Annotated in this window: 9 protein-coding genes; 5 read left to right on the top strand and 4 right to left on the bottom strand. The window is 53.1% G+C overall.

From position 1 onward, the window contains the following. Positions 1 to 259: 259 nt before the first annotated feature. Together AB1L42_RS20625 and trpE are read right to left on the bottom strand one after the other, a co-directional pair. Positions 260 to 11254: a hypothetical protein gene (locus tag AB1L42_RS20625; RefSeq protein ID WP_367060782.1), complete on the bottom strand. Its 10995-nt coding sequence runs from the start codon at positions 11252 to 11254 to the stop codon at positions 260 to 262. A 588-nt stretch (positions 11255 to 11842) separates the two neighbouring features. Then, positions 11843 to 13339, bottom strand: coding sequence for an anthranilate synthase component I (gene trpE / locus AB1L42_RS20620; RefSeq protein ID WP_367060806.1), 1497 nt, complete (start codon positions 13337 to 13339; stop codon positions 11843 to 11845). A gap of 221 nt (positions 13340 to 13560) precedes the next feature. On the opposite strand from trpE, the gene AB1L42_RS20615 reads away from it, so the two are divergent. Further along, positions 13561 to 14085 carry a UvrB/UvrC motif-containing protein gene (locus tag AB1L42_RS20615; RefSeq protein WP_367060779.1) on the top strand — a complete coding sequence of 175 codons (525 nt, stop codon included), beginning with the start codon at positions 13561 to 13563 and terminating at the stop codon, positions 14083 to 14085. A 1001-nt stretch (positions 14086 to 15086) separates the two neighbouring features. Here AB1L42_RS20615 and AB1L42_RS20610 read toward each other — a convergent pair. Continuing rightward, entirely contained in the window at positions 15087 to 15728 is a 642-nt protein-coding gene (locus tag AB1L42_RS20610; RefSeq protein WP_367060776.1) for a hypothetical protein, read from the bottom strand. A gap of 752 nt (positions 15729 to 16480) precedes the next feature. Then, the gene (gene epsC, locus AB1L42_RS20605) at positions 16481 to 17416 is read right to left on the bottom strand and encodes a serine O-acetyltransferase EpsC (RefSeq protein ID WP_146511447.1); all 936 of its coding nucleotides are present in this window, start codon (positions 17414 to 17416) and stop codon (positions 16481 to 16483) included. 720 nt (positions 17417 to 18136) lie between these two features. Between epsC and AB1L42_RS20600 the strand changes: the two genes are divergently transcribed. The 4 genes from AB1L42_RS20600 to AB1L42_RS20585 all read left to right on the top strand — a co-directional run bounded on the left by AB1L42_RS20600 (position 18137) and on the right by AB1L42_RS20585 (position 21479). Then, a complete protein-coding gene (locus tag AB1L42_RS20600) occupies positions 18137 to 18931 on the top strand; it encodes a CPBP family glutamic-type intramembrane protease (RefSeq protein WP_367060772.1) in 795 nt (264 codons plus the stop codon). A 115-nt stretch (positions 18932 to 19046) separates the two neighbouring features. Then, the gene (locus AB1L42_RS20595) at positions 19047 to 19667 is read left to right on the top strand and encodes a hypothetical protein (protein ID WP_367060769.1); all 621 of its coding nucleotides are present in this window, start codon (positions 19047 to 19049) and stop codon (positions 19665 to 19667) included. After that, a complete protein-coding gene (locus AB1L42_RS20590) occupies positions 19660 to 20028 on the top strand; it encodes a transcriptional regulator (RefSeq protein WP_367060766.1) in 369 nt (122 codons plus the stop codon). The genes AB1L42_RS20595 and AB1L42_RS20590 overlap by 8 nt, the downstream gene beginning before the upstream one ends. Before the next feature lie 182 nt (positions 20029 to 20210). Beyond that, entirely contained in the window at positions 20211 to 21479 is a 1269-nt protein-coding gene (locus AB1L42_RS20585) for an NAD(P)/FAD-dependent oxidoreductase (RefSeq protein ID WP_367060763.1), read from the top strand. Positions 21480 to 21530 lie beyond the last annotated feature (51 nt).

The raw sequence follows: 21530 nt of genomic DNA, 5'->3' as shown, positions 1-21530 counted from the left end.
GAAGACTGCTGATGACGCACCGTCATGACAGAATGCGATCGCGACTCGTTTCCGAGTCTTTCGCCGAGATTGTAGCAGTTGACCGCAGCGCATCAATCCAGCCCGGCTGGTTTTCTCAGGAAGTCAACAACACTGCGGAGATTGGGTGGGTACGATCGCTGTGAAGTGAATTCGGGGACGTGAAAAACAAAAAACGGGCTGGAGACGAAAATCGCCTCCAGCCCGTGGCTGGCTCACTCAAGATTTCTCAATGAGAAGCTTAGAAGCTACCCCATCCGAATGGGAGTTCTCCGAAGATCACCCCTGGAGTGAAGGAGACACCGTTGATGTCCAAGCGATCGTCAACCTGGAATCCGTTGCCTGCGTTTCCATCGAGGATGAAATCGAATGGCAGGTCGAGCTGGTTTCCTGACGAAGCACTGACACGCATGGTGCTGTCACCCATACCAGGATACAGGAACGGTGATCCGCTTGTGTTCGGATTTGGTGTTCCGGTTGGTCCGAGTGTATCGACGAGGTTGACCATTTCTCCGAGGGCGAAGTCCGGGTAGTTTCGCAGTGCAAGGCGAGTTGCGTTGCGACGTCGGCCTCCAGCGGTGAATGGTCCGCCGAGTGGTGGGTTGTTGTTGTCGCGAGTCCTTGAGATGAATGTCCCATCAGCTGGGCCATTGTAGAAGGCTCCCGCTTCCCCACCTGGGGTTCCGGCTCGAAGTGAGTTGGTGACATCGATACTGTCGAAGAAGATTGCTTCTGCTCCGGTACCCCAGACCACGTCGAAGCGTGCGAGAGGATCGCCACGTCCAACGTTTGTTGGATCGAAGGTCATGTCGTTCCAGGTTCCACCAACGTTTGCTGGGTTACCAGTTGAGGTGTAGCTGTGGAAGAAGACGTCGTCTCCGAAGTTACCCTGCAGTGTGCTGCTGGTGAACTCGAGTCCAACACCACCGTTGATGACGTTTCCGAATCCATCGGTCGCGAATCCACCGTTCTGGGCAGTAGAACCGGCACCGATGAGGCTGTAGTTGCCGTCAGAGGTTCCCACTCGCACGACCAGACCTGAACCAGGCAGGTTGTTTGGCAGGGTTGCCAGAACAACGTTTCCGTTGTTGGAGATCTGAACCTGATCGATCAGGAGTTCCAGTTGTGGAGTCTCTGTCACAGGACCGTCTTGTGCCAGTGCTGCGTTGCTGAAGTCGGTCTGATTCTGAGTGTTGGATGATGTGTTGACCACATAGATCCCCTCTTCATCGTTCGACGAAACTTGAGCAAGTGGCAGTGGGTTGTTACGTGGATCATTGGTTCCGGTGATCGTAATGAACATCTCACCGTCCCCTCGTTTGAGGATGTCGAATCCGCGTCCCATGTTGGCGACAACTCGGTTGTCCTCGAAGTCCAGCACGAAGTCGAAGATTGTTCCGTTCTGGTCGGTCTGAAGGATTTCCACACCGTCCTGGAAGTTCTCTCTGACGAGGCTGTTGGTCATCGCAACCTGCTTGAATCCAACTCCCTGGATGTCCACACCATGTCCGAGTGAACGGTCACCGGTGACCAGACGTCCGTTGCGGACGATGTCGAGATCGTCGTAGGCAGAAACTCCAGCCCCGTTGATCACCATACCAGTGCTTCCGTTACCGTCGGTCATGACGTTTCCGAACTGATCAATGATTGCTCCAACGATACCGTCGTTCATGGACAGGCCAGCGAGACGAGCACCAGTGACGAAACCGAAGTTGGCGTTGTTCGCAATCACGTTCTGTTCCCAGAGACCGGCGATGAATCGTCCGTCTGACTGATCCTGAACAACTTCGAGCAACTGAACACCGTCGTTTCCGTTGTTGAGAATCTGGTTCTCTTCCATGTCAACGATCAGGCCGGCATCGGCGTTGACCTGCATGACGATTCCGTCATTGGCGTTGTTGTTGATGTAGTTTCCGTCGAGGCTGGCGAGCCAGTTCGAGATGTCCGAGCGAACGTCAGTGTCGGTCCCGGTGATTCCACCCAGTCCGTCACGTTGTCCGTCGAGTCCGATGATGACTTCCATCGCAGAGTTGTCGTCGTTCTCAGCGGTGATGTCGATACCGTCATCTCCGTTGTTCTCGATGATGTTCTCGTCGATGAAGAAGTCGTTGACGACCACATCGTCGATTCGGTTGAATCGAATTCCGTCTCCGCCGTTCTGAGCGTTCGAGATTGTGTTGTTCAGAATATGCAGACCGTCGATGGTTGAGCTTTCGCGGACATCGAAGTTGATGCCTGTCGTTGCGTTGGCTCCGACCATTCCGAACTCGTCAACACCGATCAGGTTGTTCTCGATGAGAAGACCTGGAGTCACGTTGTTGAGGCCGTCTCCAATTCCAGTTCCATTTGCGTTTAGCAAGTTCTGGGCTGGGTTTGGATCCAGTGTTCCGAGCATTCGGATGAAGATGGCTTCTCCGCTGAAGTCTGCATTCGCACCGTTGGAGGTGTTCGTGATCTGGTTTCCACGAATCGCCACCTGTCCGATGGTGTTCTGGATCAGGTCGATCGCGATCCCAGCATCCTGGTTTCCGTCGATGATGTTCCCCTGTCCGTCGATGGTTCGACTTCCGATGGAGACATCCAGGTCAGGAACATTGTCCACGATTGTGGAGAGCTGAGTCACTCGAACACCAAAGCTGCCGTTGTCGGTGATCTGGTTGTTCGTGATTCCGTCACCTGTGCTGAAGAAGGAATCTCCCACTCCGGCACCTGCGATGACGTTGATACCAGAACCACTGTTCATGTCGATGATCTGTTGATCAATCGCACTGATCAGGCTTCCGCCGTTCTCGATTTCGATGTTCACACCGTTACCGCCGTTGTTGGCGATGGTCGAGGTGCGGCCGAATGGTGACTGGCTGTTGAGGATATCCAGTTCAGCGACTGAAGAGTTGACGGTGATGTTAATCCCGTGCTCGCCGTTGTTGCTGAATGAAGAGTCGCTCATCACACCCATGGTCAGATCGATCGCTGATCCCATTGGAATCGTCGAACCGTTGAGCAGGTTGAACTGCAATCCGTCTTCGCCGTTGTTGTTAGCACGGATGTTGTTCAAGCCGAGCAAAGTCGTGACCTGAGTGTTGTCGAGTGTCAGTTCGATACCGTCACCCATTCCAGTTCCAGCACCTGGTCCAGTTGCTGTCACCTGGTTGAAGCTGACAGTGTCGAGCACCATGTCGGTGAAGCTCGCGTTGATCTGGTCCATGGTGTTGTTCATGACCGTGATACCGCTCAGGTCGAAGGAGTTAATTCCGACGACGCTGTCGAGATCGATTGTCAAACCGTTGCCATCGTTTCCGTTGACGTTGACGTTCGATGCGGTGATTCCGAGGTCGTTGATTGTGACTCCCGAATCATCAGTGATGACGCGGATACCGTCACCGGCGTTGTTGCTCGCGGAAGCTTCCAGCATGAGGGTTGCTTCAACGAGGTCTTCGAGCACAACTGAAACCCCGTGTCCACCATCGTTGTTGAGGTCATCAGGGAAGCCGTTGTTGTTGAAGGTGTTAACCATTCCGCCCATCGCGGTCATCGAGCTGAGGATCAGTTCGGTGCCGTTTCCGGTTGCGAAGACGTCCAGACCACTCTCACGGTTGCCGTTGGCGGTCACGCCGTTGCTAAGTGTTGCGTCGAGCAGTGCTCCACCTGAAGCGATGAGGTTGATACCGTCGCCAGTCTGGTGGTTGTTAGCCGAGACATCGTTCATGACGATCGTTGCACTCGATCCCACTCCTGTGACATCCAGGTCGAATCCGTTGACCTGAACCATTGGAGCTGTTCCACCGTTGAGGATGTCGAGCCCTTCGAATGTTCCGGTGAAGGTCGATCCGTTGGCGACTGCGACGTCCACACCTTCGCGGCCAGTCATGTCGATCAGGCTTGATCCTGTGATGTCAAATCCGAGTGTTGATGCTCCGTCAACATTGAGGAGAACACCAGCACCGAAGTTGGCCACAGTGTTGTCGATCGTCAGATCAGTCAGGTCGAAGTCAGCAGATGATCCACCAGTCACGTCGACCAGGATACCAGCGTCCATTGTGCTCAAGGCTGAGTTGTTGGACACGTCGAGTCCGGTTGAAGCGAAGGTCATCAACTGAGAGGCGTTGTCGATATCGAATCGCAAGCCAGTCTGCTGATTGTTTCGTGCGGTGACATTGTCGAATGCGGTGAACTCTGCAACGGTTCCGTTGTCGAGTCGCAGGTCGATTCCGTCTCCACCGATCGCGTTGGAAGCTTGAACACCATCAAAGCTGAGAGTGTTGGTTGCTCCACCGCCGACGTTGTCCAGTTCGATGAGAATTCCGTCTCCAGGAATCAGAGGATCGATCCCTGCAGGAGCGGTTCCGGCGTTGTTCGCGTTCACGTTTGTGAGCGCGATCGAAGTCGCCGCAGCCTGGTTGGCCAAGCGGACATCAATTCCGTTCTCACCGGCGTTGTCAACGTTGAGGTCTGTCAGCGTCACATCTGTGATGCTGATGTCAGATGGGTTGATGATGAAACCGTTTCCGGTCGCGTTGACAGCAGTCGTGTCGCTGACACTGACTGTGCTGGTCGATCCAGCGACGGCACCTGGTGTCGAGATTTCAATCCCGTCAGCTCCAGCGTTGTCGAAGGATGAACCGTTGCTGATGTCGAACGCTGCGGAGTCGGTTGCAGCCAATCCGTTGATGGTCAGCGATGCTCCAGTTCCGCCAGCGTCGTCGGCCTGGACATCGTTGAGTGTCATCGAGTGAGTTCCGCCAGCAGCTGATCCAGTCACAGTGAGGTCAATTCCGTCACCGTTGGTTGCACCGTTGGCAGACACATTTGTCAGAGACAGGTCAGTTGCAGAAGTGGTAGTGAGGTCAATGTTCACCCCGTCACCATTTCCGGCGTTGTTGAAGCTGGAGTCAGTGATCGCGACGATTCCGTCAGCGTCAGCCAGGTCCCCAGTGATGTTCAACCCTTCATCCGTCGCGTTGTTCGCGGTGATGTCATTGAGCTGGACAAGGTTGAGTGCTCCTCCACCAGTCGCTTCGATGTCAACACCACGACCTTCGCTGTCGCTGGCTGTCAGTCCGTCGATGTCGATGTTGGCGATTGAGCCAGCTCCGTCGACGTCGACATCAAATTCGCCTTCGCCAGCCATTCCAGTGTTGTTGGTCAGGCTGAGGTCATCGATGTCGAGGTTCAGTGTACCGCCGGTCGTCACGTCGATCTCAAGACCGTTGACTGCTGGCGACTGTGTTGCAGTCACACCGTTGAAGGTGATGTTTGCAGTACCGCCACCTTCAACCAGACCTTGGATCTGAGCGTCAACATCGAGTCCGGTCTTGGAGTCGGTGATGCCACTGTTGAAGGCGTTGTTCATCATGATTGTGTTGTTGAAGACAGCGTCCACAACACTTCCTGCTCCTGTTGAGCGGAAAGCGAAGGCCTGTGCTTCGTTGTCACGAATCATGACGTTGGTGAATGTACCAGTTGCAGTTCCGCCACCTTCAGCAACCATGGCGATCGCTGCTTGTCCTGTGACACCGGTGATGATCACGTTGTTCAGGTTGAGTGTGGCGTCTCCGCTTCCATCAGCACAGATCTCAATACCGTCTCCGATGGTGACATCGAAGATTCCGAGGTTGATTTCCCCGTTGTCAGGCATCTCTGTGCGAAGATCCATTTCTTCGTTGCCAGTGACCATGGCGTTGCTCAAGTTGATCGTGATCGTGGTGTTTTCTGGACCACCACCAGCGTCACCCTGGGCCACAGCGTCGATTCCATCGCCAATTCCGTCGCCAACGTTTCCGTTGCCGTTTCCAGTGATGAGACCGGTTGTTGTGCCGTCACCAGCGAAGCTGAAGACGATTCCGGAAGTTTCGTTCATTGGATCGTCGCCAGGAGTGTTGTTGCCGAAGAAGGCACGCAAGTTCACTCCGTCACCACAGTTGTTCAGGATGTTGCTGTCGAGGAATGAAGCTTCGATCAGCGATCCGTCACCGATGTTCATGTCAGCATTGGTGATGATCTCAACACCGTTTCCGTCGTTGAGATCGATCACGCTGCTGACAACAGTCGTTTCGAGGTAGCTCTCGTTGTCTGCGGAGAGGTAAATCCCGACGTCCTGTGTTTTGGCCAGTGGATCTGTGTTTCCGATCATCAGATTCATCATGTCGAGGCCATTGCCAACTGTTCCGCGATTTCCGACAGAAGAGTTGTTGTTGGCTGACACTGAGATTCCGAACGATGGGTTTCCAGCAAGTCCGTTGTTCTGGATCAGACCGTTGTCGAGGTTGGAGTCGAGGAGTGTTGATCCATCAAGATCAATCACGAGTCCGCTTTCTCCGTTCCCGCTGAGTGAGAAGTCGAGGAGATCAATTTCAAGAGTTGATCCACCGTTTCCGTTCTCTCCGAGAGTCAGGTCGATTCCGTTTCCAGCTGCTCCGTCGACGGTGAAGTCAGACATTGCGAGGGTCACAGAAGAGTCAACCACGTTACCCACAACTCCGGATCCGCTTGCTGCACCAATCACAAGTGGAGCAGCCGCTGTTCCGTCGATGGAGATGTTGAACTCGCTGTCTGAACCGCCGAAGTTCACTGCGTCTCCAGTCGAAGATGACAGGCTCGTTGTGTCGGCCAGAGTCACTCCGATGATGGAGCCGTTGGTTCCGGTGAGGTCGATGGCGTTGCCAGTTGAGGCAGCGATCGATGTCTCTGTGCCTGTGATGTTGACGGTTGAGTTGTCAGCGTTCACAAGGATGGCACTTCCGAGTGCATTGTCGATTGAATTGCCTGTCATCAGGTCAACATTCGCGGTGGAATCGGTCATCGTCAGGTTGAGACCGTTGTTCCAGTTGTCCATCGAGCTGTTGTCGAGGTCCAGGTTGAAGATCGATCCGTTCGTTCCTGTGACAGCCACTGCATCGCCGGTTGCTCCCGGTGGTGATGAGTTGTCGATGTCGCTGTTGATGAAGCTCAGGTTCGCTGTCGCTGCATCGAGGAAGCCGAGGATTCCGTTTGTTCCAACCGGATCAGCTTCTGTTGACAGTGGAGAGTCGATCATCGTGAAGTTCAGAGTTCCCCCTGAAGCACCGTTGAACTCGAGGCCATTGTCCGCAGCACCTGTTGCAGGAGTTGGATCAATGGTCAGGTTGACAACTGCACCGTTGAAGAAGGTGACATCAGTCATGTCGTCACCAGCGTTCAGAAGCGAGCCGTTTGTGATATCGAGTGTCAGGATCGAGTTGTTGTCAGCCAGCACGTTGATCGCGTCGTTTGTAGCGTTGTCTGCGATCACGTTTGTTGTGTCGACTGTCACGACAGAGTCGTTGTTGAGGTTGAATGCCAACCCGTTCAACATTGCGTCGCTGAAGTCAGCTGTGTCGATCAACAGATCAACTTCTGTTCCGGCACCGTCGCTGGTGATGCTCAATCCATCACGTCCTGCGAGTGTTCCTGTGAAGTTGTTGATCTCGAGATCGATGTCGGAAGCTGCGGAAGCGTTGATTGTCAGAGCATCGAAGCCAGCTTCGATCGCCGAGACGTTTTCCCAGATTCCAGTGATTGTTGAGTTGTTGGCTGCCAGCTCAATTCCGCTGAGGCCAGCGTAGTCGAAGTTGACGTCGGTCAGGTTCAGGATTGCTGACGAATCTGTCAGGTCTCCGTGTGCCCCGCGGCCAGTGTTCGGACCGTTTTCAGGATCGCTGAAGTCGGTGTTCGAAACATCCATGTTGATGATGCTTCCGTTCACACCGGAGAAGGCGAGGCCTGACTGTCCTGAGTTCAGGAAGTCGTTGGTGCCAGTGCTTGTCAGTGTCAGGTCAATCTGACCAGCATCTGCTGACAGGTCGATGGCGTTGGCTCCTGCGTCTGAACCTTGAACGTCGACAGCATTGATGTCGATGAGCGATCCAGCGTTAGAGTTCGCAGCCAGGGCACTTCCACCAGCGTTGTCGAGTTCAACAGTGTCGAGGTTCGCTTCGATTCCCGAAGTTCCGACAGCCATGGTGTCGTCGGCTGACAGAGACAATCCGTCGCCACCAGCGTTGTTGGCTTGAACATTGGTGAGATCTGCGATGGCCACAGAACCGTCGACGTTGATCTGGATTCCGTCGCCGTTGGTCGCATCGTTGAAGGTTGAATCGGTGATGCTTGTTCCGAACTCAGACCCGTTCGTCGCGGTGACAGTCATGCCACTGCCGTTGACTGGGCCATTGAAGTTGGTGTCAGCCAGAACCAGGATTCCAGTTGATCCATCAAGCGATCCGTTCACACCGTTGGCTTCTGCACCTGAGAAGTCAGCAGCTGTTCCTGCAACTCCGGAGATCTGGAGGTTGATTTCCGCTCCGTTTGTTCCATTGAACTCGATTCCGTCTCCATTTCCGTTTCCAGCAGCACCCGCTCCAGCGAATGATCCGGTTTCAGTCATGAGGACGTTGGTCGTTCCACCATCGTTTGTGACTTCGATTCCGTCGTCACCAGCGTTTGCACCAGAAACACCCACTCCGACGAGTGTTGTCGTGGCGTTTGAGTTGCTGCTTAGGTTGATCGCGTCAATTGCAGCGTTGTCAAATGTTGCACCAGCTGACAGATCGATTTCTGTCACAGTGCTCATTCCAGTTGCATTGGAAACAAGTCCGTTTCCGGTCACTGCACCACTGAAGTCAGCAGGGGCTCCACCGGCTCCTTCAACAGTCAACTGAAGTGTTCCACCGTTGGAGTTGCTCAGGTCAATTCCGTCTTCGTTCGCACCAGCGAATGATCCGGTGTTGACCAACTCAGCAATGACCATTGCGTCGTTTGCGGAAAGGTTGATTCCGTCAGCTCCCGCTCCGGCTCCTGAGACTGCGTCACCCATGATGACGAGTGAAGCTTGCTGGCTTGCTGAACCTTGAATCCCGTTGGCTCCTGCTGCGTCGACTTGAACGTCGCTCAAGTCGAGTGTGGCAACAGTTGCGTTTCCATCAGCAGCAATCGCGATTCCGTTGCCGGCTGCGTTCGCGAATGAAGTGCTGTCAAAGTCACCCTGGAAAGTAGATCCATTGTTCGCGACAACATCGAGACCGTCACCGGTTCCCATTGGATCGTTGTCACCGAAGATGGAGTCAGTTCCCATCAGTGCCAGGTCTGAACCGGAATCGAGAAGCACGTTGATTCCGTCCCCAGTTGCACCAGTGAAGTCTGTGTCTTCCAGTTCGACGAGACCAGAACTTGTGTTTTCAAGTTGAATGCGGACACCGTTGTCAGTGGCACCTGTGCCTGTGGTTTCTGCGAGCAGAACAGTCACGCTTGCGTTGTTGTCACCTTCGACAGCAACTGCGTCTGTGCCAGCGTCGTTGAAGCTTCCACCGACAACAAGTACGTCGGCAGCAGCATCATCAACGAGAACAGCCAAGCCAGCGTTGCTGGAGTTGTCTGCTGTGGTGTCAGTTGCAGTCAGGACGACTGAACCAGCCATAGAACCGACAACTTCAATGCCGTTTCCGCTGGTGGTGTCGTTGAATGAGCTGTTGTCGATCGCAACATTCATGTCACCTGCGTTTGTGACAGTTGTTCGAAGACCAGTTCCGTTTCCGTCAGCGTTGATGTCAACAATCAATGCATCAATTGTCGAGTTGTCGCTTGCGAGTTCGATTCCGAGCGAAGCTCCAGTGATCGCGAGATCAGGGAACTCAGTTGGATCGTTAGCGATCAGAACATCGAGGTCAGCTGTGTCTGTGTTGGAGATGGAGATTCCACGAGTTCCATTCATCCCGGTTGGATCGTCGATTCCGAACCCAACGTTGGTGATCGAAGCAACTCCCGAGACATTGGAAAGCATGATTCCATTGCCGGTTCCGGTGATGTCGCCACCGAGGATGTCGAAGTCTCGGTTGATCTCGTCGATGACAACATTCGTGATGTCCGAACCAACGATTGCACTTCCACCATCGGTGACAGTGTTCAGGCCGAGAATCGTGTTGTTGTTGGCAAGAGTGATCAGGTCAGCACCTGCATTTCCACCGATGAATGGATTGTTTCCATTTCCGCTGAAACCTGGCAGCTGAACGAAGACGCCTGGGAAGTTCGCGGTTTCGAGGAAGAACTCATGTCCTTGTCCAAGAACAATCTGGTTGTCTTCCAGGATGAGCCCATCGTTTGCGTTCAGCAAATTCGTTGGGCTTGTGTTTCCGCGATACGCCAGGATGATGTCGGCGTTCGGCATGTTGCTGGCAAGGTCGAGTTCGTTGAACGGATTCTCGAATGTTCCGTCTCCTCCACCGCCAGCTGTGTTGTCGACGTGGATGAATTCGTAAGGCAGATCATCCGCTGGGTTGATGGCCAGAACACGTCCCCGCTCGCTTGCGTATTCGAGTGTTGGAATTCGAGTACGGCGTCGGACTCGATCGTGCATCTGGGTATCAAGCGTGCGGTAGCGTGGCATGAATGAGAGCTGGCCACCGTTCAGTCGCAACTCAGCGTTGAAGTTGACAGTTGTTCCGAAACGATCATCGTCGGAAACTGTCAGGCTGAAGACAGCGTTGTTGAAGTCCGCTTGAACACGACCACTGGCTCCAGTGAAGTCGTTTTCTTCGGCAGCATCAAAGTGATAGACACCGACGTAAGCTGACAACCACTCCGCGTGTGGGATCGCAGTACCGATTTCTGCGTCCATCCCTTTCAACTGCTCTTCCACACCCTGCATTGCTCGGAATGCAAGATTCGGACCAGTGAACACGGGCTGTTGGGTCATCACAACGGGATCACCCACGTTGTTAATGCGGTCATTCCAGGGAACGTATCCATTGATCGTTGCCTGGACGTAATCGGTCATCCACTCACCACCGAGCGAAAACCCATCGTAACTATACCCGTTGGCACTCTGGTCCCAGGCTAAGAAGCCGTTCAGACCGACTGCTTGGGAATAGTCCATGATCATCCAGCGATGACCAATACCGGCGGTACCACCGACGATGGACTGTTCGTTTTGTTCGGTGATCCAGACCTGCCCTTCAAGGAAGGTCACTTCCCCCGGACCATAAAGTTCCATGGGCATGAATCCCCCGGCAGCAAAGTAGTCATTGCTGACACCGGGTCGATTCCCGAAGTCACCTCTGGCGAAGAGGAAACTCCGTGGGAATGCCATTGGCATGACAGCACTATAGAGGCTGCCACTGTGATACCCCGTTACGGATTCATCCGAAACGTAGGCCGTTTGCGCTGATGCGGGTCTTGGCATCAGCGCGAAACATAGTAGTCCGATAAGACAGGCTTTGCGCGAAGTCATTGGTTGCCCCAAAATTGAGACGGAGGCAGTCACGGACCCTTCCAACAGGGACCGATTGTGCCAGATTTTGCGGGTAAACGTATTTTTCCAGTTGATCCGACGGAGCCGGTCATATCAGTTATCGGCAGCCGATTATGCGGACTGGAACGGAAGTTCCGGGTGGGATAAAGAGAGGTGGGCTTTCCGGTAGTGACTCAAGGTGTTGAAGTACCGGAAGAAGGGTAGATTTGGTGAGAAACTGAGGATTGCGACGGTTTTAGAGTGAAAGTTCAATCCGGGTCAATATTTTCAGATTATTGATCAACCCCAAAAAATCAGATCGGCAAAAATTGCCATCGATCAGGCGGTGCCCCAGCTGATTCGCTGTTCAATCTGGCATGCATACCGATTCATGAGGAATCTCTCACATGCGGCCAGCGAGAACTTTTGCGGCTCGTGACATGATCGCAATGGAGCAATCGCTGATAGATAGCGTGCGATTCAAAGAGTGAGATCGATTCGGAAAACAGCTGCAAAACCGGCAGTAGTTGTCGAAAAGTTATTAGTGGAGCGGCGCAACAGCGCATTCAGGAACCGACCTGCGCGACTCTACTCTTCACTCTCTTGAATTGCCTCAGCGAGAGCGATTGCCGTCAGCAGTCCCCGGGCTTTGTTCAGCGTCTCCTGATACTCCGCTTCCGGCACGCTGTCAGCCACAATCCCCGCACCAGCTTGCACATACGCCTTGTTTCCGGTCATCACGAGCGTACGCAGTGCAATACAGGTATCCATATTCCCTGTGAAATCGATGTAGCCAACCGCTCCGGCATAAGGTCCGCGTCGATGTCGTTCGAGCTCATCGATGATTTCCATCGCTCGAACTTTCGGAGCACCGGAAACCGTTCCAGCTGGGAGCCCAGCCCGGAGAGCGTCGAGGCTTGTCAGCCCGTCTCGCAAATGCCCCTTCACATTCGAAGTGATGTGCATCACATGGCTGTATCGCTCGACAACCATCACATCGCTGAGACTGACAGTCCCGTAGTCAGCGATTCGCCCCACGTCGTTTCTCGCAAGGTCCACCAGCATTACGTGTTCGGCACGTTCTTTAGGATCTGCGACAAGTTCTTCCGCAAGCGCCTGATCTTCTGCCTCGGTTTCACCTCGCTTGCGAGTCCCAGCCAGCGGACGGATTGTGGTCTCACGATCTTCGACCCGGACCATAATCTCAGGGGAGCTTCCGACCAGTGTTGTCTTCGGCGTCTGAAGCAGAAACATGAACGGGCTGGGATTGACGACCCTTAATGCCCGGTAAACATCCAGCGGCGCAACACTCGTTTCCAACTCGAGTCTTTGACTGAGCACCACCTGAAAGATGTCGCCAGCTCGAATGTAAGATTTACACTTTTCGACCGCTTCGCAGTACTCAGCTTCAGAAAAGTTGGAAACCCAGTTCGAAACCGGATCAACTTTCGAAATCACATCAGGTACGGCCAGAGTTCCGAGAGGCTGCTGCAGCCGATGACACAGTTCGTCGACTCGTGAACACGCTTGCTCGTATTCCGTTTTGAGGTCGTCGGTGTCCGTTCGAGCATGAGCGACGACGATAATCGTTTTCTCTATGTGATCAAAAATGATCATCGACTCATAGAACGCGAATGACAGATCGGGAAGCTGTCGGTCGTCTTCCGGCGGCGAAGGCAGGTCTTCGCTGTACCTCACCACATCATAGCCAGCATAACCAACGGCCCCACCCACGAATCGCGGAAGCCCATGATGATGCTCGGACGGGTAGTTTTCGATCATCTCCGCGAGCGTCGCCAACGGGTCCGAAACAGTTTGTCGTTCGGTAACGCCATCTTGAGTCACCTCAAGTTCATTGCCGTATGCTTCGAGCCGTAAGTACGGATTCCCTCCGAGAAAGCTGTAGCGGCCAACCTTTTCGCCACCCACAACGCTCTCAAACAGAAACGCTTCACGCGACCAGTTTGCCTTACAGAATGCAGTGACTGGCGTGAGTGTGTCACTGTAGAGCTTTCGGAAAACCGGGATCAGCTTGGAATGAAACTGACTCGAGCGGAACTCTTCGAAAGTCGGCGTATGATGCATCATCAATCCTGGGTGAAAACGTTCAGTCGCAATGATAGCGACTTCAAAGGGGTCCTCAACGGACGTGTCTCCTCGAATTGACTTCACTCGCCACCGCAATAGAATTGCAAAAAATCAGAGCTTCATAGTCTTGCTGCGCCCATTGCTTGCAATGGCCACGCTTCGAAAGCTGCGGCAGGAACTGCAAAAATCGACGGAAATCTCTTTGAATCGAGGGTGTCATGAAGAAATGTCTACGATGCACAAAACAGGCGACCCTTCATATCACCGAACTGAAGAGCGGAAAATCTGTTTCCGTTCATCTCTGCGAACAATGTGCGAAAGACTATCTCAGCACCGTTGAAGTTGGGGGAATTCCCGATGACATCGATGATCCTCTGTCAATCGGCGGAGTCGGATCAATCGAGTCGGATACGCCTGAAGAGCGAGAACAGGCGTGTCCGCACTGCGGAATGACATTCAAACTCTTCCGCAGCCAGGGACGTCTTGGATGTCCAAATTGCTATGAATTGTTCCACAACCAACTCATTCCGATTCTGGAGAGCATTCATCACGGCGAAACGCAGCATGTTGGAAAGTTTCCGCCGAAGGTCTCCGATGATCGCCGTCAGCACTACGAGCTGATTCGTTTGAAGAACGAACTCAAATCAGCCATCGACGATGAACGCTACGAACTCGCCGCTCGATTGCGGGACCAGATCCAAACCATCGAAAGTGATTCCCCGTCTCCAGAGAGCACTTCGTAGGCGATCTTCTGTCCAACTCAGTCACCCACACGATTTCGTTGGTTCGGTGAATACAGCTTGATCTGCATCCTGAAGCTGCTCGAATTGACACGACAAACTGAAACAGGCCGAACGGTTCTCACACCGCTCGGCCTGTTTCGATTTTATAGTGGTTCGATCAATTCAGCCCTTTCTCAAGGGGCCGAAAGACTCCTCAGCGACAAAAGCGTCTCAATTCTTTTGTCTCTCAATCACCGAGAAAAGATTAAAGCACGGTGCGTGCCAGAGTCAGCTATTCTTTGGCTGTGCAATTCGTAAAAGTCTACTTTCAAATGTGTTACGCAATTCAGCGATGTTGCGATCGAATAGCAGCCGGTCAGATCCTTGTACAATCTACACGTCTCACAGCCGCGATTTGTAATTCCTGCGACACTTCTCCAACCACATTCGTCTCCGAAATTCGAGTTTGAAGACGGCGAATCGAGCCACTCTCGGTTCGACTCGTCTTTCAGGCTGAGACATTTCGAGCAAACGATCAGTCTCTCTCAGATATCCTTGATCGGGTGTTTGCTTGACGCTGCTTCTTGCTGTTCTGAAGTGTTGAGTAAGCCAACATTGCTCGCGCCGCAAGACAATCATCAAGTCCTTCAAATCGGGAGTGCATTTCCGTCAATCCGAGTCGTTCATCCTCTCGTTAGAATGAACGAAGGGCTGAGTGGCGCTTTGTAGGAGCCCATAAAAAAACCAAAGCCAGCAATTGCTTGCTGGCCTTGGAGAATCAGTAGTTTCAAAGCTTAGTCGACGAGTACTTTAAAGCGATTGTACACCCAGGAATCGGGGAAGTCTTCAAGTGGCTGCAATCCAAATAGACCTTCTGGTCTCTTCCCTGGCAGGGCCGAGGGGTGCCCTGTAACCACCCTACTGAGCCTCAATCCCGAGACTCAGAAACAACACCATTCCCACCAATCTCCTCTTTTACGTATCAACTTCAATTTTGCCCGGAAACTGAATCGCAGTCAGGACTATGCCTGGCGACGACGTCGCAGAGCAGGAACACCACCGAGAGCGGCGAAAGTTCCCCAAAGGATCATCGTACCTGGTTCTGGAACTGGTGCGAATGACATGTGCAAAGTGTCGACAGCACTAGGGCTTGGAGGAGTTCCCAAGCCAGTTGCTCCGATGATGACACCAATTTTGACGATGTCAGATGCGTCGATGCCAGCGAGGCTGACGGACAGACGAGTTGGAACTCCTGGAGGGCCAAGAGCTGGAAGTGAAGTCGTAGCACTAAGAACGCGTGCTCCGGACCCGTCTTCGACCCACAGGCCACCCATCCAGGTGCTGTCGTTGTCGTTTGAGAACTCAAGAGTCAGGTTGTTGTGGCCAGTTGCGTCGATTGCAACGTCAACACCGTAAAGGATGTCGTAAGCGCCACCGAAAGTGGATCGGGCATCCTGTTGAATCCCCTGAATTCCACCCATAGGTGTACCATCATCATGAGTTCCAGCAGTGTTGAAGAACCCAGACAGAGTGACTGGAGTTCCGGTTGCGCTGTCGAAAGACAACGCAGCAAGCTGAGCTTGCGTAAAAGTGATGTCAGCGTTTGCTGCTTGTCCGACGGACAAAGCGAGCATAGCTGCAGCGAAAATGCCAAGTTTGTTCATAGTTCATTTCTCCAAGGTGCAACGAGAACTCTTCCAAAATTTCCCAATCTGGGTGTACCCGGAAACGGCCCGGGGTGGGATTCTGCCTAATTTACCATGACCCCCTCTATCAATGTCCAGTCAATTGGATTGGAATTGGAAATAAATTTCAGAATTCCGAACTCCTGAATTGACAGCAGCCGATTCGTGAACGGGGGTAAGGCCTGTTGGACGTGATGTAAACATTGCAGAGCATAGAGCTTAGGTATATTTGGCAGTCTTGGAGGTGATGTGAAGAATGTGTTATGGATCGGTGTTTATGGATTTGTTCGGGTGGCCTCCCCGAAGAGAAATTCCGACAGTGTCGACGAAATTCCACCTTGACCGTTGCCTCACAGCGACAAATTGCCCGACTTGAACCCGAAAGTCCGGTTGTAAGGCTATCTGGTAATTTGGGGAGTTTTACCCAATGACATTCGCAGTAATCACCTCCTGATCGAGTACGAACTCTCCAGAGGTCATTGGATGATTGCCGGATCTGACAAGCAATTGCGTTGAGAAGCGGGTCAAGAGTCCGCTCGTCAGCTCTGTGCACGGTCGATCAGAAGCAGCGATTCGAGTGTCTTTAACGGCCTGATACACAAGAAAGCCCTCAGACTGACTCTAAATAGAGAGAGCCTGAGGGCGACCGATGATTGAAGAACGTCCGATCGCAGCTTTGGACGACGAATGCTGCGTCGGCAATGCTGTGACTGTGACGCGTAGAATCGAGTCTAACTCGCTTCGCGGAGGCGAAGTGATGGTGTTTCGATGGTGACGACGGTATTGGGCGGGACGCTTTTCGTCAGCCAGACACTCGCTCCGATTACCGAATTGGTTCCGACAACCGTTTCGCCGCCGAGGATGGTCGCATTGGCATAAATCACCACTCCATCTTCGATTGTTGGGTGACGCTTTGTGCCACGAACAAGGTTTCCGTCGCTGTCTTTGGCAAAACTCAACGCCCCGAGAGTCACACCTTGGTAAATTTTGACCTTGGTTCCAATCTCACATGTTTCGCCAATCACGACTCCCGTTCCATGATCTATGAAGAATGATGGACCGATCTGAGCTCCGGGATGAATATCAATTCCGGTCTGGTTGTGCGACCACTCTGACATAATCCGGGGGATGAGCGGAATGCCTTGCCGGTAGAGTTGATGGGCGATGCGGTGCACCGTGACGGCTTCGAGGCCGGGGTAGCAGAAGATAATTTCGTCCAGTCCACTTGCAGCTGGGTCACCATCATAAGCTGCTTCAACATCCGTCACGAGCAGATGTCGCAAGCTTGGAATCGATTCAAGAAACTTGATCGCTTCCTGCTGGCCGCGGGCTTCGAAGTCCATCAGCTTGCGTCGATCACAGTCTTTTCCGTACTTCAGGTCATATTCATAACGCAAGGCTCGAGCAAACTGTTGGGTCAGCTTGTCATGCAGAGAATCGATCAAGTCGCCGACGAAATAGGTCACATTTCCCATGTGAAGAGTCTGTCGGCGGCGATAGCCGGGATAGAGAAGTTCTTTTAAGTCATCGATGATTTCGACGACGATCGCCGAGCTGGGGAGCGGGCAATGACCGAGATGATTGATTCTCCCGATTTCTTGATAGCTCTCGACGATTCGGTCGGTCAGTGTGTGCAGTTGTTCTTTGAGGCGAAAATCGGCAGCCATGGAACTGTCCCTGAGAAGATTGAGCGAAGCAGAAGAATAAGCCAAAGCATCTTTCCGACCCGACGTCAGGTCATTGACCGAGCGTTCAGGTGAGAGCAATTTCTGACAGGCAGAAATGCGAGTCGACCGGCCTCACGCCGGTCAGCAACAGTCACAGCAGACTGCGAATTTCATCTTCTGCCTCAGTTCAATTCGGTCGGAATCAATCGACAGCGGTACGCTCATCGTAGAGTCCCTGGAAAAAGGATTCTGGGAGGTTCTCTTCATGGGCGGACGACTTGCTCAGCGAACCTGTCAAAAATTGTAAGACCCGCAGATTCAGACAATCAAGCATCTGAATTTGTTCGCGAACCGATTTGGACCGGAATTGACCGCGTGGTGGAACAACTGGTTCGGGAAAGTCATCACCGTTTGCTCGAAGCATCGGCACTGAATACCGGCAGAATTTGATCGATTCGCAGCACCATTCTGGAATGCACGACTCTTGCAATCGGGTTAGCGCTATTGATTCGCCGGCTTCCCCATTTTTCCACAAGGTTGTGGTGTCACTCTCTTCGCTGACCGCCCCCAATCCGTCGATGAAACTGATATCTCCCGACGACCGGCAGAAATGACCGGAGAAGAACCGAAGCCCAACCTGTTGCCATGGCGATCAGGGGATGTCGATCGATGGCTGGCTGAGACCGACGAAGTGCGTTCGGTCTCGCGTAGTGACTAATCATGCTAGTAACCAAGCAAAACAATCAGAATTCGGAGGCCTGTTACTGGTCGATGGCGCGAGAACCGTGGCCTTCGACGCTGTTCATTCTCCCAATGCTTCTCGTTTACGAAATGGGAGTCGTCTTCCACTCCAGTCTGGCTGCTCATCGTAACGGCGCTGACCTTTGGATTCGTCAAGTCGGGAATGAGGTGGGATGGGGGGCGCCGTTCCTCGTACCCATTCTCGCTCCGCTCTGCCTGTTGTCCTGGCAACTCATCGCTCACCGATCATGGAGTTGTAAGCTGGAAACAATTCTCGGGATGCTGGCAGAGAGCCTGATCTTTGCGATGGTGCTCATCTTCCTCGGACAGCTTCTGGCACTCTCTTTTCCGATGGATATCAGCGGCGAACCGGAGGAAGCAGTCACTGCGACGACTCAGCTGATTGCGTTTCTCGGGGCGGGGCTGTACGAGGAAATGATTTTCCGGATGATGCTGATTCCGGTTGTCTTCATCGGGCTGCGTTTGTGCCGCGTTCCGCGTCTCTTCTCATTGATCCTGGCAATTGTTGCTTCAAGCTGGATGTTCGCAACGGCACACTACGTCGGGCCACTTTCGATGTTTTCGCCACAAGTGTTGTTGAACACAACTCAGACCATCGTCGACAATCCCGACTTCTGGTTCAGCTACGTCTTTCGATTGATCGCCGGTGGGCTGTTTGGAGTCGTTTTCTGTCTTCGAGGTTTTGGAATCGCGGTCGGCAGCCACGTTTTGTACGACGTGTTTGTGGGGATCATCCTAATGAGTGCTCTTTAGGAGTGATGTAAGACAGCCTCGTTGTCCTTGTCGTTATTCAGTGATGTAAAACGTTGACAATCCACGCCATTCGGTTTACTTTGCATTGCAAAGATAGTCGAACTGGTGTCCGCACATGAACTATGATGACGCGCTTCGTCGCATCGAATCGATCGAAACGGCTCTGAGTCGAACGACCTGGTTTCGTGGGTATCGGTCGCGACTGGTTTTGTTGTCAGCGATCAGTGGTTTGTTGGGAGTACTCGGGCAATCGCTGGTGATCTCATCCGATCACTCCCCTGCCCGGTTTGTTTACTACTGGGCGACAATTGCGATTTTGAATCTCGTGATCGCAGGAGCGGTTTTGGTTTGGCGGAGTCGCACGATTTCGACTCGAAGTGATCGGAAACTCTTCAGATCCGCAATGCTTGCGATGTTCCCGTCGCTGTTGGCGGGTGCTGGAGTCACCTTCGCAATTCTGAAAGTTGCAGAAGATCAGATCTGGATGCTGCCTGGACTCTGGGCGATTCTTTTCGGCTTGGGGGTTTGTGCATCGCAGTTTGTTTTGCCGCAGTGGACGCTGTTGAGCGGTGCTTATTACATCCTCAGCGGAAGCGCGGTGCTGTCTTGGGGAAGCAGACCGCTCGACGGGACAGAGATGGTGGTCACCTTCGTCGTGGGTCAGGCACTTAGCGCGTTCATTCTTTATTGGACACTCGAACGACCATCGCTTTCTGCGGGAGGAGCCCATGACTGAGTCAGGAAGATTTGCGTTTGAGGGGCTTGACCGCATGATCCATGAGCGAGCACGCTTGGGGATCATGACCTCACTCATGATGTCCCCCGATGGAATTCCGTTTCCTGAGTTGAAGGAACTGTGCGATCTGACTGATGGAAACCTGAGTCGGCATCTCAAGGTTCTCACGGAAGGTGGGCTGATTGAATTGAATAAGAGCGGCTCGGGCCGAACGAAACAGACACTCGTGCAAATGACGTCATATGGACGCGAGCAATTCTTAAGCTACCTCTCAGAGTTGAAGAGTGTTGTTGAGGAAGCTTCCACCGCCGCTGAGCATTTTCCCAACACGACGAAAGTCCAACCAATCCCGGGGGTTTAATTCCGCACGCTGTGCCCTTCGTTCCCTCTGAGATTCAGAAGGTTCACGAATTACGTTCGTTTGCTCGATGTCAATTAACCAACTCCAACATTGCAGTCATCATTTGCACTTATACTTTGCAATACCAAGTAAATTGTAATCCACGTTTCCAGTTCGTTATGGTTCAGTAGTGGAGAAGTTCGATGCCTGACGTATCCAAGGGATCTTCAAGATCGGAGTGCCAGAAATCCTATGACGTGGTCGTGATCGGGGCTGGGCTCGCTGGGCTGGAAGTCACGCGAAGGCTGGCCCAACTGGGACGAATTGTGTTACTGGTTGACGCGAAACAAGACCTTCGCCAACGGGTCCACACGACCGGGATTTTTGTCCGCAGGTCCCTCGAAGATTTTTCGTTCCCCGACGAACTGCTCGGCCCGCCGATTCGGGACGTCTCGCTTTATTCTCCGAGTGGAAAGTCCTTCTCCATTCAAAGCCCGCACTGTGAGTTTCGAGTCGGGAAAATGGGGCAACTCTATTCCAGGATGCTCGAAGACTGTCAAAGCGAAGGTGCCCAAGTCCGTTTAGGGACGAGATTCTCCGGCATCGAGTTATCGCCTTCGGAATGTCTCAAGGCAGTCTCAAGTGACGAGGGCTACGACATCGCTCTTCAGTCTGCCAACATAACCGATCGCATCCGCACGCGATTTTTGATCGGGGCAGATGGCGTCGACTCCCGAGTCGCTCGGGCTCTGAATTTAAGCCAGAACAAGCGCATGATCGCTGGCGTGGAGAAGGTCTTTGAGAGCATAAGTAACTGCGAAGCTCCGAGAATGCATTGCCTGATCGATCCCAGACTTGCACCGGGGTATCTGGCCTGGGTGGTCGACGATGGTGAAGAAGTCCACGTGGGGGTTGGTGGGAACCCTCAACGATTCTCCCCGGTTCAGGCACTCGAGGAGTTCGAATCATGGAATCGGCGCTGGATGGGCGTACCCTGTGGTCGCTTAATTGAAAAGCGTGGCGGGCGCATCCCAGTCGGCGGGCTCTTGCCGCAAATCGGTAGTCCCCGCGGCCTGCTCGTTGGAGATGCTTCCGGAGCGGTCTCTCCTCTCACAGCTGGAGGGCTTGACCCGTGCCTTCGACTGTCGCAGTTTGCAGCGGGTGTTGTCGATGATCTGCTCGATGGAAACCTCAATGACATTACCAAGTTGTATCACTCTCGGATCTGGAAGCGACGCTTTTTGAAACGAAAGATGTTGAGAACGATTCTGGAATCAATTCGCAGCCGTTCGATGATAGATTTCGGTTGGTTACTACTGCAAACTTCTCTGGGGAGAGCCTTCACGCAACGAATTTTCTTCGGTCGCGGTTCTTTCCCGGATTCGCCTTTCCATCGAATCACAAACGAAGATTCTCAGAAATTGGTCACGGCATTTCCGGGACAGCTGCGGGGAATGGATCTGGGAAGATGATTGCGAGAAAACTCTCTCTCGTTTAATCTGGCGATCTCATTTCTCAACGAA

This window comes from Thalassoglobus sp. JC818, assembly GCF_040717535.1.
In the GTDB taxonomy this organism is placed as follows: Bacteria; Planctomycetota; Planctomycetia; order Planctomycetales; family Planctomycetaceae; genus Thalassoglobus.
Note: the sequence above shows the minus strand (reverse complement) of the source record. Positions and strands in the feature narration are given on the sequence as shown.